Source organism: Embleya sp. NBC_00888 (assembly GCF_045207655.1).
In the GTDB taxonomy this organism is placed as follows: Bacteria; Actinomycetota; Actinomycetes; order Streptomycetales; family Streptomycetaceae; genus Embleya.
The window spans coordinates 6,188,664-6,208,411 of record NZ_CP108784.1 but is presented as its reverse complement, the minus strand read 5'-3'; the positions used below and the strand labels follow the sequence as shown (position 1 = coordinate 6,208,411).

The following is a 19,748-nucleotide window of genomic DNA, read 5'->3' as shown; positions in this document are numbered from 1 at the left end:
CGCGCCGCGGTTTGAACGCCCCGTTCGCCCCCGTATATAAGTGCGACACGGGGGCTGGAATATCACGGGGAGTGTCGTGCTCGAGTTGGCCGACCTGGACAAGCGATTCGGCGAGAAGGTCGTCCTCGACGGCCTGTCGCTGACCGTACAACCGGGTCAAATGTTTGGTTTCGTCGGCACCAACGGTGCCGGCAAGACCACGACCATGCGCATCGCGTTGGGCGTGTTGGCGCCGGACGCGGGGGACGTGCGCTGGCGGGGCGCGCCGGTGGACCGCGGCGTGCGCCGTCGTTGGGGCTACATGCCCGAGGAACGTGGTCTGTATCCGAAGATGCGCATCCAGGAGCAGTTGGTCTATCTGGCCGAACTGCACGGGATGACCCGCGCCGACGCGCGCGCGTCGGCCGAGCGCTGGTTGAGCCGGCTCCAGGTGGCGGGCGGGCCCGCGGACCGGCTGGAGACGTTGTCGCTGGGCAACCAGCAGCGTGTGCAGTTGGCCGCGGCGCTGGTGCACGAGCCGGAGCTGTTGGTCCTGGACGAGCCGTTCTCCGGCCTCGACCCGGTCGGCGTGGATGTGATGGCCGGCGTGCTGCGCGAGCGCACCGCCGCCGGCGCCTCGGTGGTCTTCTCCAGCCACCAGCTCGAACTGGTCGAATCGTTGTGCGACGCGGTCGGGATCATCAACAACGGTCGGATGCACGCCTCGGGCACCGTGGCCGAGCTGCGCGGGGACAGCCGCGCGGTGCGCTACCGGGTGCGGCTGGCGAACGCGCCGGCGGGTTGGGCGGAGGCGCTGCCCGGCCTGAAGGTGCTGTCCTCGGAGTCGGAGGGCGACACGGTGCTGGTCGAACTGCTTCCCGGAACCAGCGAGCAGGCTCTGCTCGACGGGGCCCGGGCGGCGGGCCGGGTGCTGGCCTTCGCGCCCGCGACCCCCTCGCTCGCCGAACTCTTCCGCGAGGTCGTCAACGGAACGGAGGTCGGCGCGTGAGCACCGGCGGCAGCACGTTTTGGTGCGCCGTGCGGCTGGTCGCGCGCCGCGAGTTCAGCGAGCGCATCCGGGATCGGGGCTTCCAGATCTCGGTGGCGGTGATGCTGGCGATCCTGCTCGCGTCGGTGGCCATCCCGGCCGCGCTCGGCGGCGGGTCGGACAAGTACGACGTGGCCTTCCTCGGGCCGCAGCAGACGCAGCTCGCGCAGACCGCGCAGCGCCAGGCGACGCTGCTGGACGTGGACGTGCGGGTCGGCTCCGTCGCCGACCGGGCGGCGGCCGAGAAGGCGCTCGCGGACGGGAAGCTGGACGCGGTCGTGGACAACGGCCGGATCCTGGTGGACAGCAAGCTGGCCGATCCGCTGGCGGCCGTGCTGCAGAGCTCGTGGGCCACGGTGGAGCGCGACCAGCGGCTGAGCGCGGCGAAGATCGACCCGGACGTGGTGAACCAGGCCTCGGCGATCGCACCGATGCCCAAGACCACCCTGGATCCGGACGCCGACCAACGCGACGCGCGCAAGGGCATCGCCTTCATCGGCACGCTCGTGCTCTACGGCATGCTCATGCTGTTCTGCATGTGGGTGGCCAGCGGCGTGGTCGAGGAGAAGTCCAGCCGGATCGTGGAGATCCTGCTCGCGACCGTGCCCGCCCGCGCGCTGTTGACCGGCAAGATCCTCGGGATCGGCCTGCTCGGCCTGCTCCAGATGCTGGTCACCGCGGTGGTCGGGTTGGCCGCGGCGTCCGCGATGGGCACCATCGAGTTGACCGGCGCGATGGTCTACCCGGTGGCGCTGGTGCTGCTGTGGTTCGTGGTGGGCTACGCGATCTACGCGTGCATGTTCGCCGCCGCCGCGGCCCGGGTCTCCCGCCAGGAGGACCTGCAGAACGTCATCACGCCGATGACCTCGCTGCTGATCGCCTCGTTCCTGGCCGCCGTCTTCCTCGGTCAGAAGGGCGGCACGCTCGCCCAGGTACTGGCGTACGTGCCGCCGTTCTCGGCGATGCTGCAACCGGCGCTGACCGCGGCGGACGAGGTCTCCGTGGTGGAGAACCTGGCCGCCTTCGCGATCGCGCTGCTGGCCCTGGTGGCGCTGGTGCGGCTCGCGGCCCGGATGTACGAGGGCGCGGTGTTGCGGATGGGCGGCAAGGTCGGCTTCAAGGAGTCGCTCGGCGGGTCGGCCCGCAAGCGCTGAACCGAGGCTTCGACCGGCGGGCGCCGAACCGGCGCGCACGACAGGGCCCGCCGCCCCCGAGGGGGCGGCGGGCCCTGTCGTGTTCCGCTCGGGTGCACTCAGCGGCGGTTGGCCGCCTTGCGGGCCTCCAAGGCGAGCCGGCGCTCCTCGAAGCGCACCACCTGGGAGTCCAGGCCGCCGAGGAACAGCGCGAGCTCCTCGCGGGCCTTCTCGCCCTCCGGGCCCAGGTCCGTGCGCTCCATGATCTTGAGGTGGCGCAGCACCGGCAGGATCACGTCGTTCTGGTGGATCGGCAGGTTGTACACGCCACCCACCGCGAGCTTGGCCGCCGCGCGCTCGAAGCCGCCGATCCCGTGCCCGGGCATCCGGAAGTCGGTGACCATCTCGGTGACCGCGCGCATCGCCTGGTCCGGGGCGATCTCGAAGGCGGCCTTGAGCAGGTTGCGGTAGAAGACCATGTGCAGGTTCTCGTCCGTGGCCACCTTCGCGAGCAGTTGCTCGGCGATCGGGTCGCCGCAGGTGCGGCCCGAGTTGCGGTGCGAGACCCGGGTGGCCAGCTCCTGGAAGGTCACGTAGGCGATCACGTGCAGCGGATTGTCCATGTGGTCGCCCTGGTAGCCGGCCTCCATGTGCTCCATCCGCGAGCGCTCCAGCGCGACCGGGTCCACCGCCCGGGCGGCCATCAGGTAGTCGCGGATCGCGATGCCGTGCCGGCCCTCCTCCGCCGTCCAGCGGTGCACCCAGGTGCCCCACGCGCCGTCGCGGCCGAACATCGCCGCGATCTCGTAGTGGTAGCTGGGCAGGTTGTCCTCGGTCAGCAGGTTCAGCGTAAGAGCTATCCGGCCGACATCGGTGAGCCCGGACTCCGCCGGAGTCCACGCCTCGCCGCCGAGCACGCCGTCGAAGTCGCGACCGGCGCTCCACGGCACGTACTCGTGCGGGAACCACTCCTTGGCCACCGCGAGGTGGCGGTCCAGCTCGACGGCGACGACCTGCTCCAACTCACGGAGCAGGTGCTCACCGGTCGGGGCGGGGGCGAGAAGGTTCATCGGCTCTCCAGGGCATAGGCAGACAACGTCGTACAGCGGCAGACACGGAGGACGACGCTGTGCATCGCCCGCACGACGCGTCCCTACGATTCCGTAACTTACGACAGCGTAGGTTGGTTCCACCCCAAGACGGAAATGTGATCCACGACTCTCGCACGTACGTACGATCGGTTTCGGCCCCGGCGACCGCCCGCACCGGGGCGGTCGCCGCCCGAAATCAGCCCGCCGGGAAGCCGATCCGCATCATCAGACCGCCCTCTTCCCGGGGCTCGACCTCGATCCAGCCGCCGTGCGCGCGCACGATCGAGCGCACGATGGACAACCCGAGCCCGACGCCCTTGTCGCTGGCGGTCCGCTCGGTGCGCAGCCGCCGGAACGGCTCGAACATGTTGTCCACCTCGTAGCCGGGCACCACCGGCCCGGTATTGACCACGGTGAGCACCGCGACACCCGCGGTGGTCTCGGTCGAGATGTCGACCGTGCCCTCGGCCCGGTTGTAGCGCACCGCGTTCTGGATCAGGTTCATCGCGACCCGCTCCAGCAGCACCCCGTTGCCCTGGAGCACGGCGGGGCCCAGCTCGTCGTCGAGCGTCACCTTGCGCTCGGCAGCCTCCGCGCCGGTCTGGTCCACCGCGCGGCGGGCCACCTCGGCCAGGTCGACCGGCTTGCGCTCGGTCAGCTCGTTGTCGCTGCGGGCCAGCAGCAGCAGGCCCTCGATCAGGCCCTCGCTGCGCTCGTTGGTGGCCAGCAACGTCTTGCCGAGCTGCTTGAGCTCGACCGACGCCTCCGGATCACCGAGCGCGACCTCCAGCAGGGTGCGGTTGATCGCCAGCGGGGTGCGCAGCTCGTGCGACGCGTTGGCGACGAACTTGCGCTGCGACTCCAACGAGCGATCCAGCCGGTCGAGCATGTCGTCGAAGGTGTCGGCGAGCTCCTTGAACTCGTCGTCCGGACCGTCCAGGTCGATCCGCCGGTGCAGATTGGATCCGGCCACCTCGCGGGCGATCGAGGTGATCCGCTCGAGCGGGCGCAGCACCCGGCCGGCCATCACGTAGCCGAACCCGAAGGCGATCACCGACAGCAGCAGCAGGGCCAGCAGCGACTGCTGGAGCAGCGAGTTCAGCGCGGCGTCGCGCTGGTGGATCTGTTGGATGGTCTGCCACTGCTCGAACTGGTCGGGCGTCATCGGCACGCCGTTGATGGTCATCAACGTGTTCGGCGCCAGGCTCAGATTCAGCCGGCCCTCGGTCAGGCTCTGCCGCACCAGCAGGTAGACGGTGCCCAGCAGGAGCACCCCGGCGATCAGGAACATCCCGCCGTACAGCGCGGTCAGCCGCATCTTGATGGTGGAGCGCAGCAGCGCGGGCAACTGCGAGGGGGCCATCCGCGACAGCCGCGACATCTCCGCCGCGTCGTCGGCGTCGCGGCCCAGGATCAGCCGGCGCCCGCCGGTGGCCGGGCGCTGGGGGTCGCGACCCGGCTCACGCACGGGTTCGCGGTTGGGCCTGGGCGGCGCGCCCGGTGGCGCGCTGGGGCGCGGCGGCTGGGGCGGTCGGCCCGGACGGGGCGGTGGGCCGGTCTTCGCCGCCGGGCCGGTCTTCGCCGCCAGGTTCGGCTTCGCGGGCGCGGTCGAGGCGCCCGCGGCCGGCTCCGCGGATCCGGCTGCGGTACTTCCGGCTTCCGCCGGGACGGCCCGAGAGCTGTCGTTCATGGCGGTCCTCAAATGCGGTATCCGGCGCCGGGCACCGTCAGGATGACGGGCGGCTCGCCGAGCTTGCGGCGCAATGTCATGACGGTGACGCGGACGACATTGGTGAACGGATCGGTGTTCTCGTCCCAGGCCTTCTCGAGCAGTTGCTCGGCCGAGACCACGGCGCCGTCGGCGCGCATCAGCACGTCCAGCACGGCGAACTCCTTGGGCGACAGATGCACCGGGACACCCTCGCGCAACACCTCGCGCCGGTTCGGGTCGAGCCGGATGCCGGCCCGCTCCAGCACCGGCGGCAGCGGGGAGACGGCCCGCCGGCCGAGTGCGCGCACCCGGGCGATCAGCTCGCTGAACGCGAAGGGCTTGGGCAGATAGTCGTCCGCTCCCAGCTCCAGGCCCTCGACCCGATCGCTGACGTCGCCGGCGGCGGTCAGCATGAGCACCCGCATCGGGATGCCCGTCTCCACCACCGCCCGGCACACGTCGTCGCCGTGCACGATCGGCAGGTCCCGGTCGAGCACCACCACGTCGTAGTCGTTGACGGCGATCCGTTCCAGCGCCGCCTCCCCGTCGTACACCACGTCGACGGCCATGGCCTCTCGGCGCAACCCGGTCGCGACCGCGTCCGCCAGGAGCTGCTCGTCCTCGACTACGAGAACCCGCACCGGCTGTGCCTCCTGCTCGATGAGTGGATGGATCCGTTGTCCATCTTCCCCCGCGCCCCGGTAAAGCCTCGGTAAGCCGGCCGGCCGGCCGGGGCGGGCGGGACCGACCCGGCGAGCGCGTCGCGCCGCGGACGTTACGGGACCCCCCGAAGGAGGGAAGGATTCCGGTAAGCCCCGGAAAGTCCGATCCCGGGCCAGCGGGCCGGAAATCGCTCCTGGTCACACCCTTCGGTCGAGCCCCGTCAAAGGCCCGGATCCATGGTTTCCCCGGCGTTGCACAGGGGGAGGACATCCGAAACCGGCGACGACGAGTGACATTGGGGCGGCCTTATGGACGAATTCACGGCCGGCGTACTGCGACGCATACGTGAGACCGAACAGGCTCTGAAGCAGGCCTGCGACACCGGTGACGACTTCCTCGTCGAGGTGGAGCAGTCCGAGTTGGACGACCTCCTGCGGATGGCGTCCGAGCACGGCGTGCGGGTGCTTCCCGAAAGCGCCTAGTCACACCGCTCGGGCGAGAGCACCCGAGCCACGCACGGACACACGGTTCTTGATCTCCCCCGGCGAGGTCCCCAGCGGACGCCGGGGGTTCGGCTGTCGGGCCGAGTTCGCGAAGGCCCGGATCCGGTGCGGAGCACCGGATCCGGGCCTTGCGCATGCTCGGGTCTACGCGTGCAGAGCGGCCAGCGCGGCCTCGAGTTCGGCACGCAGTCCGGCGGGCGCGGCCAGGCACAGGCTCGACCCGTCGGGCTCGGGCCACAGGTCCTCGATCACCTCGGCGCCGGCCTCGCGGGCGATCAGCGCGCCCGCGGCCACGTCCCACGGATTCAGGCCACGCTCGTAGTAGGCGTCGACCCGACCGGCGGCCACCGAGCACAGGTCGATCGCGGCCGAGCCGGCCCGGCGCAGGTCGCGCACGCGCGGCAACAGCGCGCCGATCACGGCGGCCTGCCGGGTGCGCCGCTCGGCGGTGTAGCCGAACCCGGTCGCCACCAGCGCCCGGGCCGACTCGACCGAGGCGCGGCAGTGGATCGGCTTGCCGTTGCGGTAGGCGCCGCCGTCGCGCACGGCGTGGAAGGTCTCCCCCACCACCGGCACCTCGACCACGCCCAGCAGGGTGCCCTCGGCGGTCTCGGCGGCGATCGACACACACCACCCGGGCAGGTCGTACAGGTAGTTCACGGTGCCGTCGATCGGGTCGATCACCCAGCGCACGCCGCTGCTGCCCGCGGTCGCGTCGCCCTCCTCGCCGAGGAAGCCGTCGTGTGGTCGGTGGGCGCGGATGCGTTCGATGATCAGCTTCTCCGCGGCCGTGTCCATCTCGGTGACCACGTCGGTGGGGCTGCTCTTGGTCGCCGCGACGCCGAGGTCGGCGGGACGCTCGTGCAACAGGAAGCCGCCGGTGTGCCGGGCCGCGTCGCGAGCGATGGCCAGGAGTTCCGCGGTGTCGATCGTCATGGACCCATCCTGCCGGCGGAGCCGCGCAGGGCCTCGCCGCGCGGCGACCGCGCGGCCGCCTCCGGGTCGGCGCGCAGCGCCCGGGGATCCGGGCAACAACCCACCGGGCACACGTCGTGCGCGGCGCCGAGCACACCGAGCGCGCACCGCGCGGGCGCCTCGCCGCGTACCGTCGCGGCGCGCTCCAGGAGCAGGTCGCGCACCGCGCCGGCGAACCTGGGGTCGGCGCCGGTGGTCGCCGCACGGGCCACCGGCAGCCCCAGCCGCGCGGCGGTCGCGGCGGCCTCGACGTCGAGGTCGTAGACCACCTCCATGTGATCGGAGAGGAATCCGATCGGCACCAGCACCACGGCCGGCGCCTTGCCGTCCTCGGCCGACGCCACGAGGTGGTCGTTGACGTCCGGCTCCAGCCACGGCACCTGCGGCGGGCCGCTGCGGCTGGAGTACACCAGGTCCCAGTCGTGCTCGCGCCCGAGCGCGCGCGCGACGCCCTCGGCGACCAGGCGCGCGGTCTCCCGGTGCTGCTCGACGTATCCGCCGCCGGCCGGGCCGGCGGTGCGCGCGGTGACGGTGGGGATCGAGTGGGTGACCATCACCAGTCGGGCGCCGGCCCGTACCGCCTCGGGCAGTTCGGCCAGCGCGGCCACCACATGGTCCACCAGCGGCTCGACGAAACCGGGGTGGTCGAAGAAGTGCCGCAGCTTGTCGAACACCGGCGCCCGGTCGCCGACCTCGGCCCGGGCCTCGATCAGGTTCTCGTGGTACTGCCCGCAGCCCGAGTAGGAGGCGTAGGCGCTGGTGACCAGGACCGCTGCACGGCGGATCCCGTCGTCGGCCATCCGCCGCACGGTGTCCGCGAGATACGGGCGCCAGTTGCGGTTGCCCCAGTAGACCGGCAGCCGCAGTCCGTGCGCGGCGAAGTCGGTCTCGATCGCCGCGATCAGGGCGCGGTTGTGCGCGTTGATCGGGCTGGCACCGCCGAAGTGGGCGTAGTGGCCGGCCGCCTCCTCGAGGCGTTCCCGGGGCACCCCTCGGCCCGCGGTCACGTTCTCCAGGAACGGGAGCACCTCGTCGGGGGCCTCCGGCCCGCCGAAGGAGAGCACCAGGAGCGCGTCGTACGGACTGGGGTCGGGGGCCTGTGTCGCGTGCATGCCTGTGATCCTCGCATCGCGGCCCCCGCCCGCCCCAACTCCCCGGCCCGCGCGCGGCGTGAGTTGCGGCCCATCGGGACCCGGCCCCTTCCCGGTCCGATGACCGGCGAGTAATGTCCGGCTGATCCCACGGCGACCCCAGGAGGAACCCGTTGAGCAGCGCCACCCCCGCCGTCTCCAAGACGCCGCCGATCTGGCGGAACTGGACCGGAAACCAGTCCGCGCGACCGCACTCGGTACTCACTCCGAGGTCGGCCGAGGAGATCTCGGCGGCGGTCCGCCGGGCGGCGGCACAGGGTCTGGCGGTCAAGGCCGTCGGCGCCGGGCACTCGTTCACCTCGGTCGCGGTCACCGACGGGGTGCAGATCCGCCCGGAGGGGCTGACCGAGGTGCACGCGCTCGATCGTGCGGCGGGCACCATCACGGTCGGGTCCGGCATGCGGTTGAGCGACTTCAACGCGCTGCTCGCCGGCTACGGCCTCGCGCTCGCGAACATGGGCGACATCGCGGTGCAGAGCCTGGCCGGCGCCACGTCCACCGGCACGCACGGGACCGGGCGGGTGTCCGGATCGCTGGCGGCGCAGATCCGGGGCATGGAGATCGTGCTGGCGGACGGCGAGATCACCACGTGTTCGGCGACCGAGAACGCGGAGTTGTTCGCGGGTGCCCGGGTGGGTCTGGGCGCGCTGGGCGTGGTGACCGCGCTGACGTTCGCGGTGGAGCCGAGTTTCCTGTTGGAGGCGCGCGAGGAGCCGATGCGGCTGGACGCGGTGCTCGCCGACTTCGACGCGCTGTGCGCGAACAACGAGCATTTCGAGTTCTATTGGTTTCCGCACACCGACAACTGCAATGTGAAGCGCAACAACCGGATCGAGGGGCCGGCGAAACCCCTGTCGAAGGCGCGTTTCCTGCTGGACGACGAATTGTTGTCCAACGGTGTGTTCTCGCTCGCCTGCCGGGTCGGCCGGGCCGCGCCCAGGACGGTGCCCACGATCGCGCGCCTGTCCAGCCGCGCGTTGTCGGCGCGGACCTATTCGGACACCTCGCACAAGGTGTTCACCAGCCCGCGCCGGGTGCGCTTCATCGAGATGGAGTACGCGCTGCCGCGTGCGGCGGCCACGGCCGCGCTGACCGAGGTGCGCGCCTTCGTCGAGGCGGCGGGCCTGCCGATCAGCTTCCCGGTCGAGGTGCGGGTGGCCCCGGCGGACGATCTGTGGATGTCCACGGCGTACGGGCGCGACACCGCCTATATCGCGGTGCACATGTACAAGGGCACGCCGCACGAGCGGTACTTCACCGAGGTGGAGAAGATCATGGTCGGGCACGGCGGGCGCCCGCACTGGGGCAAGATGCACACCCGCGACGCGGAGTACTTCGCCGAGCTCTACCCGAGGTTCGCCGACTTCACGGCGCTCCGGAACCGGGTGGATCCGGAGCGCCGCTTCGGCAACGACTACCTGCGTCGGGTGCTGGGCGACTGAGGCCGGCCGCGCCGGCGCCGGTCCGAGGGCTGGGCCCTGTCCGGCGGATCCTGGCGGCCTGATCCACCGGGATCCGCCGGACAGCGCCTAGCGGCCTGCGCCCGCGTTCGACCGCGAGTCGCTGTTCGCGCCGCCCTGGGCGGTGCCGCCGGCGTCGTTGCCGGCCGCCGCGCCGCCGTTCGCGGTGCCGGCCCCGCTCGAGCCGCCCGCCGGCGGGGTCGCGGGCGGCGCCGTGCTCGGCGGCTTGGAGTCGCTCGGGTCGGGCGAGGGGGTGTGGCTCGGTCGCGTGGACGGGGTGGTCGAGGGCACCGAGGTCGCTCCCGTGCCGTTCTCGCCGGTCGTGCCCTGGTCGCCGCTGTCGGGCCCGCGCGTGGGTGCGGGTGTGGAGCCGGTCGGCTGCGGGGTCGAACCGCCCGGCTGCTTGGGGGTGTCGTGCCGGGCGGGCTTGTCGTCGACGATCCGCGAGATGGTCGAGCCGCCCGCGTCGCCGTGTCCGAACAGGCTCGCGAACGAGCGGCCGATCGCGGTCTCGGTGAGCGTCACGACGCCCATCGCCACCACGAACACGAGCACCGCCCCGACCAGCGAACGGGCAAGCCAGACCCGCTTGTCGCCGGCAGTGCCGTCCGCGACCGGTTCGGCGTCGGTCCCGGCACCGCCGAACCGGCGCTGGGCGCTCGGCGAGCCCGTGACCGGCGCGGTCCGCGCATGCGCCTCGAACCGGGTGTAGTCCCCGACCGGCAGCAGCATCGTCTCGTCGGCGGCCGATCCCGGGTCGGCCACGCCCGTGGGTCGCTCCGGCACGGCGGTGGGGTCCGGACTCGGCCCGCCCTCGTGCGGCGGGATCAGCGTCGCCCGCACGTCGCGCAGTTGCTCGCCGGTGCGGCGGAACAGGTGCGCGTAGAGCGCGCTTCCGACCGTGGCGACCACGCTCGCGAGCGCGGCGCCGATCACCGTCCCGGCGACACCCAGCGTGGAGAGCAGGAACGCCGAGGAGATGGCCGCCAGGGCACTGCCCACAACCTGCACCGCGTTGACATCGATCCGGCGACGTTCATTCTCGGTCCTTTCCGGCATCACTTTCCTTGCCCGTCCGCGCACGGACGGTGGTTAATCATGAAAAACAGGACTTCACCCTGGTTACGACTGAACGGCCCATCGACATCGTTCCGATCGGCCCAATCTTGTGATCGACATCACCCCGGACGGCCGAAAACGACTCGTCCGAACGGGACGCGCCGATGCGGCGCGGTGTGTCCCGGTAGAGCCCCCGAATGGAGTACTGTTCACGCCAGGTTCCGGAACGACCTGTGCGCGAAGGGGGAGGCGACCGACCGCGGAGGTCAGGGTGGGGCGCCGCCCCGGTATCTACCCGAAATGGTGTAACCAAGGCAATTCGGCCAGTCAGGTAATAAATCCGACACGCCGGACAACTCGGTCAGGTTGTGGCCACGCCGAGGCTGGGCAGGTCACACTCGTAGCGGGAGCAACGACGCAGGTGACGTCGGCAGGCACCACCCGGGAGGTCCCCATGCCCGAACTGCGTGTCGTGGCCGTCAGCAACGACGGCACACGGTTGGTGCTGAAGGCTGCCGACGGCACTGAGTACATGTTGCCCATCGACGAACGGCTCCGTGCCGCCGTCAGGGGCGACCGCGCCAGGCTCGGCCAGATCGAGATCGAAGTCGAGAGCCAGCTGCGTCCGCGTGACATCCAGGCCCGGATAAGGGCCGGTGCCACCGCGGAGGAGGTCGCACAGCTCGCCGGAATCCCGGTGGACCGGGTGCGGCGTTTCGAGGGTCCGGTCCTCGCCGAGCGCGCCTTCATGGCCGAACGCGCCCGCAAGACCCCCATCCGTCGGCAGGGCGAGAGCACCGGCCCGCTGCTCGGCGAGATCGTCACCGAGCGCCTGCACCTGCGCGGCGCGGACTCCGAGTCCGTGCAGTGGGATTCGTGGCGGCGCGACGACGGCAGCTGGGAGATCCTGCTGCTCTACCGCGCCGACGGCGAGATGCGCTCCGCGAGTTGGAGCTTCGATCCGCCCCGGCGCCTGGTCACCACCAACGACGACGAGGCCCGTTCGCTGATCGGCGAGCACCCGGCGGCGTCCGAGACCCCGTTCCCGTTCCGACCGCGCCTGGCCACCATCCCGCGCGAGAGCGACGACGACGCGATCACCAGCCTGCTCGACGCCGTCCCGGGCCTGCGCGGCGAACCGCAGACCCAGTCGGCCTCGCCCGGTCCGATGCGCATCGACGTCACCGCGCTGGCCGAACGCCCGCGCGTGGGCAGCATCGAGCGAGCGGAACGGGCCGAGCGCCCGGAGCGGATCGAGCGCGTCGAGCGTCCCGAGCGGATCGAACGCGTCGAGCGGTCGGAACGCCCGGAGCGCGCCGAGCCGATCGAGGAAGAGGAGACCCAGGCCCCCGCCGCGGCGGCGGGCGCGGGCAGCGCGTACGAGAACGTCCTGGTGCCGCGCGGCGTGGTCGGCCCGCACCGCGAGCGGCTGGTCGGCAGCACCGACCGACAGGCCGAGGCCGACGGCGTGCGTCCCGGCCGCCGGGCGACCGTGCCCAGTTGGGACGAGATCGTGTTCGGGAGCAGGCGCAAACGCCGGGAATGATCGACGGGTACGACACAGACGGGTACGACAGGAGCCGAGGGTCCGCACGGGCCCTCGGCTCCTGTCGTGCGCTCGTCTCCGGCGCCGCGGTCCGAGCCCGCTATTCGCCGGTGGCCACCGGGCGTTCCGGGTCGGTGATCCAGTCGCTCCAGGAACCGGCGTACAGCGCGGCCGGCACGCCGGCCAGCGACAGTGCGAGCACCTCGTGCGCGGCGGTCGCGCCGGAGCCGCAGTACGCGGCGACCCGGGCACCGTGCACCGCGCCGCGGGCCGCGAAGTATTCCTTGAGTTCGGCGGGTTCGTGGAAGCGGCCGTCGGCGTGCGTGTACTCGGTCGCGGGCGCGCTGACCGCGCCGGGGATGTGACCGGCCTTCGCGTCGATCGGCTCGGTCTCGCCCCGGAAGCGCTCGGCGGCACGCGCGTCCAGCAGCACCCCGCCCGCGGCCACCAGGGCCGCGGTCTCGTCCGCGTCCAGGCGCGTCATCCCGCCCGGGCACGGGACGAACGCGCCGGGTGCGGCGGGTTCCGGCACCACCTCGGTGACCGGGTGCCGCTCCGCGGTCCAGGCCGCGAAGCCGCCGTCGAGCACGCGCACCCGGTCGTGGCCGAAGTAGCGCAGCAGCCACCACGCCCGCGCCGCGGCGACGCTCGGCCCACCGTCGTAGACGACCACGTCGGTCTCCGGGCCGATCCCCAGCCGGCGCATGCTCGCGCCGAACGCGGCCGGCTCGGGCATCGGGTGCCGGCCGCCGGCGCCGCCGGTGGTGTGCGGTCCGGACAACTCGGCGGCGAGGTCGACGAAGCGGGCGCCGGGGATGTGGGCGACCCGGTACGCCTCGATGCCGGGCGGGCCGCCGAGTTGCCACGTGACGTCGAGCACCAGCGGCGGCGACGAACTGTCCAGGGCGGCGGCCAGGTCGGCCGCCTTGATCAGGGAACTCATACCGGCATCCTGCCTCGTGCGGCGGTCATCGACGAGCACATGTCCGACCCCGGTGGCAGCATCGATGACGGATCATCCTGAATTGTCGGCATCTGTCGAGGAGGCATCGATGAGCGAGTGGACCTCGCGATATCCCACCGGGGTGCCCTGCTGGGTGGACCTGGCCGTCCCCGACGTCGAAGCCGGACTGGCCTTCTATCGCGGCCTGTTCGGCTGGGAGGGCGAGATCGGGCCGGCCGGGGTGGGCCACTACACCACCTGCACGCTCGGCGGTCGCCCGGTCGCCGGCCTGATGGGCCGCATGCCCGGACAACAGGGCCCGGTCGCCTGGACCACCTATCTGGCCGCGGACGACGCGGACGCGGTGATGCGACGGGTCGGCGCGGCCGGCGGCACGGTGGTCGCGCCACCGATGGACGTACTGACGTTCGGCCGCACGGCGGTCGCCGCCGACCCCACCGGCGCGGTGTTCGGCGTGTGGCAGGCGGGCGACCACAACGGCGCGGGCGTGGTCGACGAGCCCGGCGCGGTGGTGTGGAACGAGTTGTACACGCCGGACAGCGCACGGGCCAAGGAGTTCTACACGGCGGTCTTCGACTTCACCTACGAGGACATGTCCGACGCCGACTTCGACTACGCGACGTTCCACGTCGGCGGTGTCCTGCGCGGCGGCGTGGCGGGCGCGCGGAACGGCCCGCCGGCGCACTGGGCCGCGTACTTCGCGGTGCGCGACGCGGACGAGACCGTCGACCGGGTGGACGGCCTGGGCGGCAAGGTACTGCGCGGCCCGGAGGAGTCGCCGTACGGCCGACTGGCGGCGGTGCGGGATCCGCAGGGCGCGGTGTTCAACGTGATCGCGGTGGCCTCGAATCCGAATGATCCGCAATAGTCCATCCGGTCCGAATCCGCCTGCGGGAGTGCCGGGTTCGACCCGCCACTCCGACCGAAACCACTCCGCCCTTGAATCAAACGGGTGACGTAGAGTCGAGCGTGACGGGCTCCCGTCCGGAAACGGGGTCCGGGATCGGCGGGACCCGTGCGCCTACGTACACACGGATCACGTCGCCCGCGGCCTTCCTCGGCCGGGAGACGCATCTTCTTCGTCCCGACCATCGAGGGGGTCCATTTCCATGGGCAAGCTGTTCAAGATCGTCCTGTTGCTCGCCGCCGCCGCGGGCGTCGCCACGCTCGTCGCGTCGAAGCGGCGCAACCAGGCCTGAACCGGCCCGGGTTCATCGAAGGGACGGCCTCGTCCGGAGGCCGTCCCTTCGGCATGAGCGCGACGCCCGGGCGTGACGTGAGGACACACCCCTAGGCGCGCGCCTCCAGCAGCGGCACCAGTTGCTCCGCCGACGTCATCGAGCCGTGCACGCCGGTGAGGCGGGATTCGCCCGGTTCGCGGCGGGAGGCGACCACCGCGATGTCGCCGAAGGCCGCCGCGACGATGTCGCCGACGCGGGCACGGACCCGGTCCTCGACGACCGGGCCGAACCAGCCGGACTCGATCGCCTCCTCCCCGGTGACCACCCACATCTGGTCGCCGAGCATGTCGTCCCAGATCGCGTGCACGTCCCTGGTCGCACCGGGGCGCGTGTAGACGTGCCGCGCGCGCGACTCGCCGCCCAAGAGGGCGACGCCGGCGGACAGGGCGGGATCGGTGTCCACGTCGATCCGCTGCTCGGGCGCCACGTCGACCATGCCGTGGTCGGCGGTCACGTACAGGACCGAGTCGGCGGGCAGCCCCTCGGCCATCGCCCGCGCGACGCCGTCGATCCGGCGCAGCTCGGCGCGCCACTCGGGCGAGTCGACGCCCATGCCGTGGCCGCAGCGGTCGAGTTCGCTCGCGTAGGTGTACACCAGCACGGGTCCCGGTTGGGCGAGTTGTTTGTGCACGCCCTTGACCCTGGGCGCGCCGAACTCGGCGCCGATGTAGCGACCGCCGCCCAGCACCGCCCTGGTCAGCGGCGTGTGTTCGAACATGCCGTCGTTGACCTGCGCGACGGTGATCCCGGCGGCGGCGGCCCGCTCGAGCAGGCTCGGGTACGGCTGCCAGTCCCGCGGACGAACGTCGTCGACCCAACGCAGTTGGTTCATCAGCCGGTCCTCGCCGGGCACCGCCACCGAGTAGCCGACCAGGCCGTGTACACCCGGGGTGAGCCCGGTGCCGAACGACGCGAGGCTGGTCGCGGTGGTCGCCGGGAAGCCGGCCGTCAGCGGCCGGCCGCTGCCCGCGAACGATGTCTCCAGGAGCGAGTGCAGATACGGCGCCTCGACCGGATGCTCGCGCAGCAGATCCCAGCCCAGGCCGTCGATCAGGAACACGCACGCGGCGCGCGCGGGCGCGAGGCCGAGCGTGTTCTCCTCTCCGGGCATGCCGAGGGAGGCGGCTATCGAGGGCATCAGGTCGGACAACGCCCCGGTCCCGTAGCGAGGCAACGGGACCGGGGGTTGTTCGTCGAGCCAGACGGAGGCACTCACTGGTTGATGCCGGCCACTGCCTCGGACAGCGCGCGGGCGAACGTGAGGGTACGCTCCACCGCTTCGGGACCGTCGGCGGCCTCGCTGACCCGCAGCGAGAGGTCGTCGGCGGTCAACGAGCCGGTGTAGCCGTGGTCGACCTCACAGTTCGGGTCGGCACACCCGGCCGGTTCGAGGTCGATCCGGCCGACCGCGCCCCACCCGATGGTGAGCACGGCCTCGCGGGGCGGGGCTCCCGGGACGTACTCGGCGGGGTTGCCCACGACGCGACTGACCACGACCGACTCGAGGCGGTCGATCCGAACGGTCTCGGTGGACGTCGTCGCGTAGGGAGTGGGCGACGTGTCGTCGGGTGCGTGTTCGTCGGTGTGGCTGACCAGGAAACGGCCTGGCGTGAGCACCAGAACGGTGATGTGGCGGCGGACCTCATTGGAATCGAACGTGGTCTCCTGGTGCACCAGGAAAGCGTCGACCGGCTCGGTGCCGATCGTGGACTCGACCGCGTCGGCAACGAGGCTCGGGTAGTAACCGCTGCGCTCGATGGCCGTGCGCAGCCCCTGGGTCGAGGTGGTGGTCTTAGCCATACCCCCCATCCTGGCACCTCCAAGGGCACACGTGCGCCATCCGCCCCGTCCGAAGGTGGGGTTGCGTACCTGCCGTTGCCAAATGGTGACGGTTTGTCGATGTAATGACAGGACCGAACGGGTGAGGTGGATGCGCACCGTTGGTGTGACATCTACGGATCGCCACCGTGCGCCTTCCGTGCGCCCTCCCGGTGGACGCCTCGGCGGGGTTGACTCGTCTCCTGAGAGGACCGCCGGGGCAACAGGGACGCGCCGTCGACACGGTGGCACCGACGGAACTCTCGCGACACTCGCGTCCTCGAGGGAGGGAGCGAGTGACACCGCCTCACCGCCGGGGACACTCGGGGAAACGACCGGCGCGGGGCGGCCTGGTCCGGACAGCGTCGAACGGCATGAATTGCGCGGCCATGTGGAGGGCAGGCGCGGAGGGGCATGCCGCGGAGCGGATCCGGCCTGGAGCCGCCGCCGTACGTAGGTGCCACAGCTCGGGGTGGCATGTGAGTACGGCGGCGGTTCCGCATCTCCGGACGGCTTCCGCCGGGACAGCCGGGATCGGCGCGCCGCTCGACGCGCCGCGGCGCCGGCTACGGTCGGGACAGCGACCTGGGGCCGAGGTCGGTGCGAGCCGGCGGGCGGGACAGTCGGATCTGCGCGCCGAGCACGTGCGCGCCCTCCGCCGCCACGATCACCGGGTTCAGTTCGATGGACGTGACCTGGGGCAGGTCGTCGGCCAACCGGGACAGCCGCGACAGCACGTCCTCCAGGGCCGGCACGTCCACCGGGCGCGCGCCCCGGTAGCCGAACAACATCGGCGCCGCCCGCACCTCGCGGACCAGATCCGCCACGTCCTGATCGGTGGCGGGCACCAGTCGGTAGGCCGCGTCGCCCAGCAGTTCGGTGGCCGGACCGGCCAGGCCGAAGGACAACACCGCGCCGAACGACTCGTCGTAGGTGAGCCCGAGCACGGTGGCGATCCCGTGCGGCGCCATCGGCTGCACCACCAGCCGGGCCTGGTCCGGGCCGCCCAGCCGGGTGGTCATCTCCCGGAACACCCGGCGCAGCCCCGCCTCCGCGCCGATGTCCAGACGTACCCCGTCCACGTCCACGCGGTGTCGCAGGTGTTCGGCGATGGTCTTGAGCGCGACCGGGTAGCCCAGTTCGGTCGCCGCGCGAACCGCCGCGTCCTCGCTGTCCACCCGCACCGCGGGCAGCAGTTCGACGCCGTAGCAGGCCAGCAGGTCGGCGGCGTCCGCCGGGGACAGGCCCACCGCGTCCGCGGCGCCGAGTCGGGCGCGGACCAGCGCGCGGGCCTGATCGGTGCGTACCTCGGGGTGTTCGGGCACCGATCCGGTGGGTCGCCGGCGCCACGCGGCGTAGCGCACCACCTCGGCGAGCGCGCGGACCGCGTTCTCCGGGGCCGGATAGGAGGGCACCGAGCCGAGCGCGGGCACGCCGTCCGCGTCCAGCCGGCGCAGTTGTGTGGGCAGCCCCTCGTGTGCGAGGTAGGTGGTCAGCAGCGGCTTGCCGATCTGTGCCGCGTGCCCGGCCATCTCCGCGATCACGCTCGCCACCTCGTCGCCGGAGGTGGTCAGCGGCGGGATGAACACGGTGATCACCGCGTCCGTCTCGGCACAGGCCAGCGCGTCGGCGAGCGCGTCGCGGAAGTCGTCGGCGGTCGCGGAGGTGGTCAGGTCGACCGGGCGCCGGGGCCGAAGGCCCGCGCTCGCACACGCGTCCTGGGTGAGCAGGCCCAGTGAGTCGGAGTTGCCGATGATCGCGATCCGGTCGCCGGCGGGCAGCGGTTGGTAGGCGAGCAGTTGGCCCACGTCGAACAGTTCGGCGACGGTGGGCACCCGGATCACGCCCGCCTGGCGGAACAGCGCGTCGACCGCCGAGTCGGGCAGTGTCAGCGCGCGGGTGACGTGCCCGAGCGGGACGCCCTGGCTGTGCCGCCCGGACTTGACCGCGACCACCGGCTTGGCCCGGGAGACCCGGCGGGCGAGCCGGGTGAACTTGCGCGGGTTGCCGATCGATTCCAGGTGCAGGAGCACCACGTCGGTGGCCGGGTCGTCCTCCCAGTACTGCAACAGGTCGTTGCCGGAGACATCGGCGCGGTTGCCCGCCGACACGAACGTGGAGAGCCCGATCCCGCGGCCCACGGTGGACTCCAGGATCGCGATGCCCAGTGCGCCCGACTGGGCGAACATGCCCACCCGACCGCGACGCGGCATCCGCGGCGACAGGCTCGCGTTGACCCGCAGGTTCGGGTCGGTGTTCAGCACGCCGAGGCAGTTGGGTCCGATCACCCGCATCCCGCGCCGGCGCGCGGCGCGGACCAGGCGCCGCTGCCGCTCGCGACCCTCGGGACCGGTCTCGGCGAAACCGGAGGACACCACGACCAGACCGTGCACCCCCTTGCGCCCGCACTGTTCGACCACCTGCTGCACCGCGTCCGCCGGGACCGCCACCAGCGCCAGGTCCACTCCCCCGGGGATGTCCAGCACCGAGGCGTAGGTCGGCACGCCGTCGATCGGCTCGCTGCCCGCCTTCGGGTTGACCGCGTACACCTCGCCGGTGAACTCGCCCGAGCGCAGGTTGGCCAAGAGCGTGTTGCCGACCGTGCCCTCGTGCCGGCTGGCGCCGATCACCGCGACCGAGCGTGGGGTGAGCAGTCGGGCGATCGAGCGTGCCTCGGCGCGGTGTTCGCGCCCGAGCATGACCCCGAGCGAGGTCTCGGTGGGCGCGAGTTCCAGGGTGAGCCGGACCACGCCGTCCTCGAACGCGGACTGCTGGGTGTAGCCGGCCTCGGTGAACACCGTGACCATGCGACGGTTGGAGGGCAGCACGTCGGCCACGAAGCGCCGGATGCCGCGCTCGCGGGCGACCGCGGCGATGTGTTCGAGCAGGACCGACGCGACGCCCCGGCCCTGCTGGTCGTCCTGGACCAGGAAGGCCACCTCGGCGGTGGAGGAGCGGCCCTGCGGGCCGGTGCGTACCGCGCGTCCGTCCGGGCCGATCCGGTCGTAGCGCACGATCGCGACCATCTCGTCGCCGACGAACAGGCCCAGGCCGACCCGGTCGACCCAGTCGTGCGTGGTGAAGTGCCGCACGTCGCGGTCGGACAGCCGGGGGTAGGGCGTGAAGAAGCGCAGGTACTTCGACTCGGCGGAGACGCGCGCGTAGAAGTCGACGAGGCGGCCGGCGTCGTCCGGGCCGACGGGACGCACGTGGGCGGTGGCGCCGTCGCGCAGCACGACGTCGGCCTCCCAGTGCTCGGGCGGCTTCGGCGGCGGACCTGCGGTGTCGGTGGGCTCCACGTTTGCGAGGCTAGCCCCTGCGACGCGTCGCCGGCGGATTCGAGCCGCCCCGACTCGGTGGGTGTCCGTCGCGCCTGATAGACCATCAGATACCGTGCCCGGTCTCG

16 protein-coding genes are annotated in these 19,748 nt (G+C 72.1%); 6 read left to right on the top strand and 10 right to left on the bottom strand.

The features are described 5' to 3' along the window. The first annotated feature begins 76 nt into the window (after positions 1-76). Positions 77-988: an ABC transporter ATP-binding protein gene (locus OG948_RS26545; RefSeq protein WP_406298848.1), complete on the top strand. Its 912-nt coding sequence runs from the start codon at positions 77-79 to the stop codon at positions 986-988. Next, positions 985-2,181 (top strand): ABC transporter permease, encoded by a 1,197-nt coding sequence (locus OG948_RS26540; protein ID WP_406298847.1) that lies wholly within the window; start codon positions 985-987, stop codon positions 2,179-2,181. The genes OG948_RS26545 and OG948_RS26540 overlap by 4 nt, the downstream gene beginning before the upstream one ends. Positions 2,182-2,279: 98 nt before the next feature. Here the strand turns inward: OG948_RS26540 and OG948_RS26535 are convergent, their stop codons facing one another. The 3 genes from OG948_RS26535 to OG948_RS26525 form a co-directional block, all read right to left on the bottom strand. Then, positions 2,280-3,230 carry an acyl-ACP desaturase gene (locus OG948_RS26535; RefSeq protein WP_406298846.1) on the bottom strand — a complete coding sequence of 317 codons (951 nt, stop codon included), beginning with the start codon at positions 3,228-3,230 and terminating at the stop codon, positions 2,280-2,282. A 217-nt stretch (positions 3,231-3,447) separates the two neighbouring features. Further along, positions 3,448-4,941 (bottom strand): sensor histidine kinase, encoded by a 1,494-nt coding sequence (locus OG948_RS26530; protein ID WP_406298845.1) that lies wholly within the window; start codon positions 4,939-4,941, stop codon positions 3,448-3,450. Between the two features lie 8 nt (positions 4,942-4,949). Further along, positions 4,950-5,603, bottom strand: a complete 654-nt coding sequence (locus OG948_RS26525; protein ID WP_020555846.1) for a response regulator transcription factor — start codon at positions 5,601-5,603, stop codon at positions 4,950-4,952. A gap of 330 nt (positions 5,604-5,933) precedes the next feature. On the opposite strand from OG948_RS26525, the gene OG948_RS26520 reads away from it, so the two are divergent. After that, positions 5,934-6,107, top strand: coding sequence for a hypothetical protein (locus OG948_RS26520; RefSeq protein ID WP_020555845.1), 174 nt, complete (start codon positions 5,934-5,936; stop codon positions 6,105-6,107). A 165-nt stretch (positions 6,108-6,272) separates the two neighbouring features. Here OG948_RS26520 and OG948_RS26515 read toward each other — a convergent pair whose 3' ends face one another. After that, positions 6,273-7,064: an inositol monophosphatase family protein gene (locus OG948_RS26515; RefSeq protein ID WP_395859875.1), complete on the bottom strand. Its 792-nt coding sequence runs from the start codon at positions 7,062-7,064 to the stop codon at positions 6,273-6,275. Further along, on the bottom strand, positions 7,061-8,215 hold the full coding sequence (locus tag OG948_RS26510; protein WP_406298844.1) for a ferrochelatase: 1,155 nt from the start codon (positions 8,213-8,215) through the stop codon (positions 7,061-7,063). Before OG948_RS26510 ends, OG948_RS26515 begins: the two co-directional genes overlap by 4 nt. Before the next feature lie 152 nt (positions 8,216-8,367). Between OG948_RS26510 and OG948_RS26505 the strand changes: the two genes are divergently transcribed. After that, positions 8,368-9,696 (top strand): D-arabinono-1,4-lactone oxidase, encoded by a 1,329-nt coding sequence (locus tag OG948_RS26505; RefSeq protein ID WP_406298843.1) that lies wholly within the window; start codon positions 8,368-8,370, stop codon positions 9,694-9,696. A gap of 87 nt (positions 9,697-9,783) precedes the next feature. Here the strand turns inward: OG948_RS26505 and OG948_RS26500 are convergent, their stop codons facing one another. Continuing rightward, positions 9,784-10,773 (bottom strand): hypothetical protein, encoded by a 990-nt coding sequence (locus OG948_RS26500; RefSeq protein ID WP_406298842.1) that lies wholly within the window; start codon positions 10,771-10,773, stop codon positions 9,784-9,786. A 421-nt stretch (positions 10,774-11,194) separates the two neighbouring features. Here OG948_RS26500 and sepH point away from each other — a divergent pair, with 421 nt between their 5' ends. Then, on the top strand, positions 11,195-12,319 hold the full coding sequence (gene sepH, locus OG948_RS26495; protein ID WP_395859883.1) for a septation protein SepH: 1,125 nt from the start codon (positions 11,195-11,197) through the stop codon (positions 12,317-12,319). A 100-nt stretch (positions 12,320-12,419) separates the two neighbouring features. Here sepH and OG948_RS26490 read toward each other — a convergent pair whose 3' ends face one another. Beyond that, positions 12,420-13,262 (bottom strand): sulfurtransferase, encoded by an 843-nt coding sequence (locus tag OG948_RS26490; protein WP_406298841.1) that lies wholly within the window; start codon positions 13,260-13,262, stop codon positions 12,420-12,422. 109 nt (positions 13,263-13,371) lie between these two features. On the opposite strand from OG948_RS26490, the gene OG948_RS26485 reads away from it, so the two are divergent. Beyond that, positions 13,372-14,151, top strand: coding sequence for a VOC family protein (locus tag OG948_RS26485; RefSeq protein WP_406298840.1), 780 nt, complete (start codon positions 13,372-13,374; stop codon positions 14,149-14,151). 422 nt (positions 14,152-14,573) lie between these two features. On the opposite strand, the gene OG948_RS26480 is transcribed toward OG948_RS26485, so the two are convergent. The 3 genes from OG948_RS26480 to OG948_RS26470 all read right to left on the bottom strand — a co-directional run bounded on the left by OG948_RS26480 (position 14,574) and on the right by OG948_RS26470 (position 19,641). Beyond that, the gene (locus OG948_RS26480) at positions 14,574-15,740 is read right to left on the bottom strand and encodes an alkaline phosphatase family protein (protein WP_406298839.1); all 1,167 of its coding nucleotides are present in this window, start codon (positions 15,738-15,740) and stop codon (positions 14,574-14,576) included. Beyond that, a complete protein-coding gene (locus tag OG948_RS26475) occupies positions 15,737-16,324 on the bottom strand; it encodes a DUF5998 family protein (protein ID WP_161365428.1) in 588 nt (195 codons plus the stop codon). The genes OG948_RS26480 and OG948_RS26475 overlap by 4 nt, the downstream gene beginning before the upstream one ends. Positions 16,325-16,908: 584 nt before the next feature. Then, a complete protein-coding gene (locus OG948_RS26470) occupies positions 16,909-19,641 on the bottom strand; it encodes a GNAT family N-acetyltransferase (RefSeq protein WP_406298838.1) in 2,733 nt (910 codons plus the stop codon). Between the last annotated feature and the right edge of the window lie 107 nt (positions 19,642-19,748).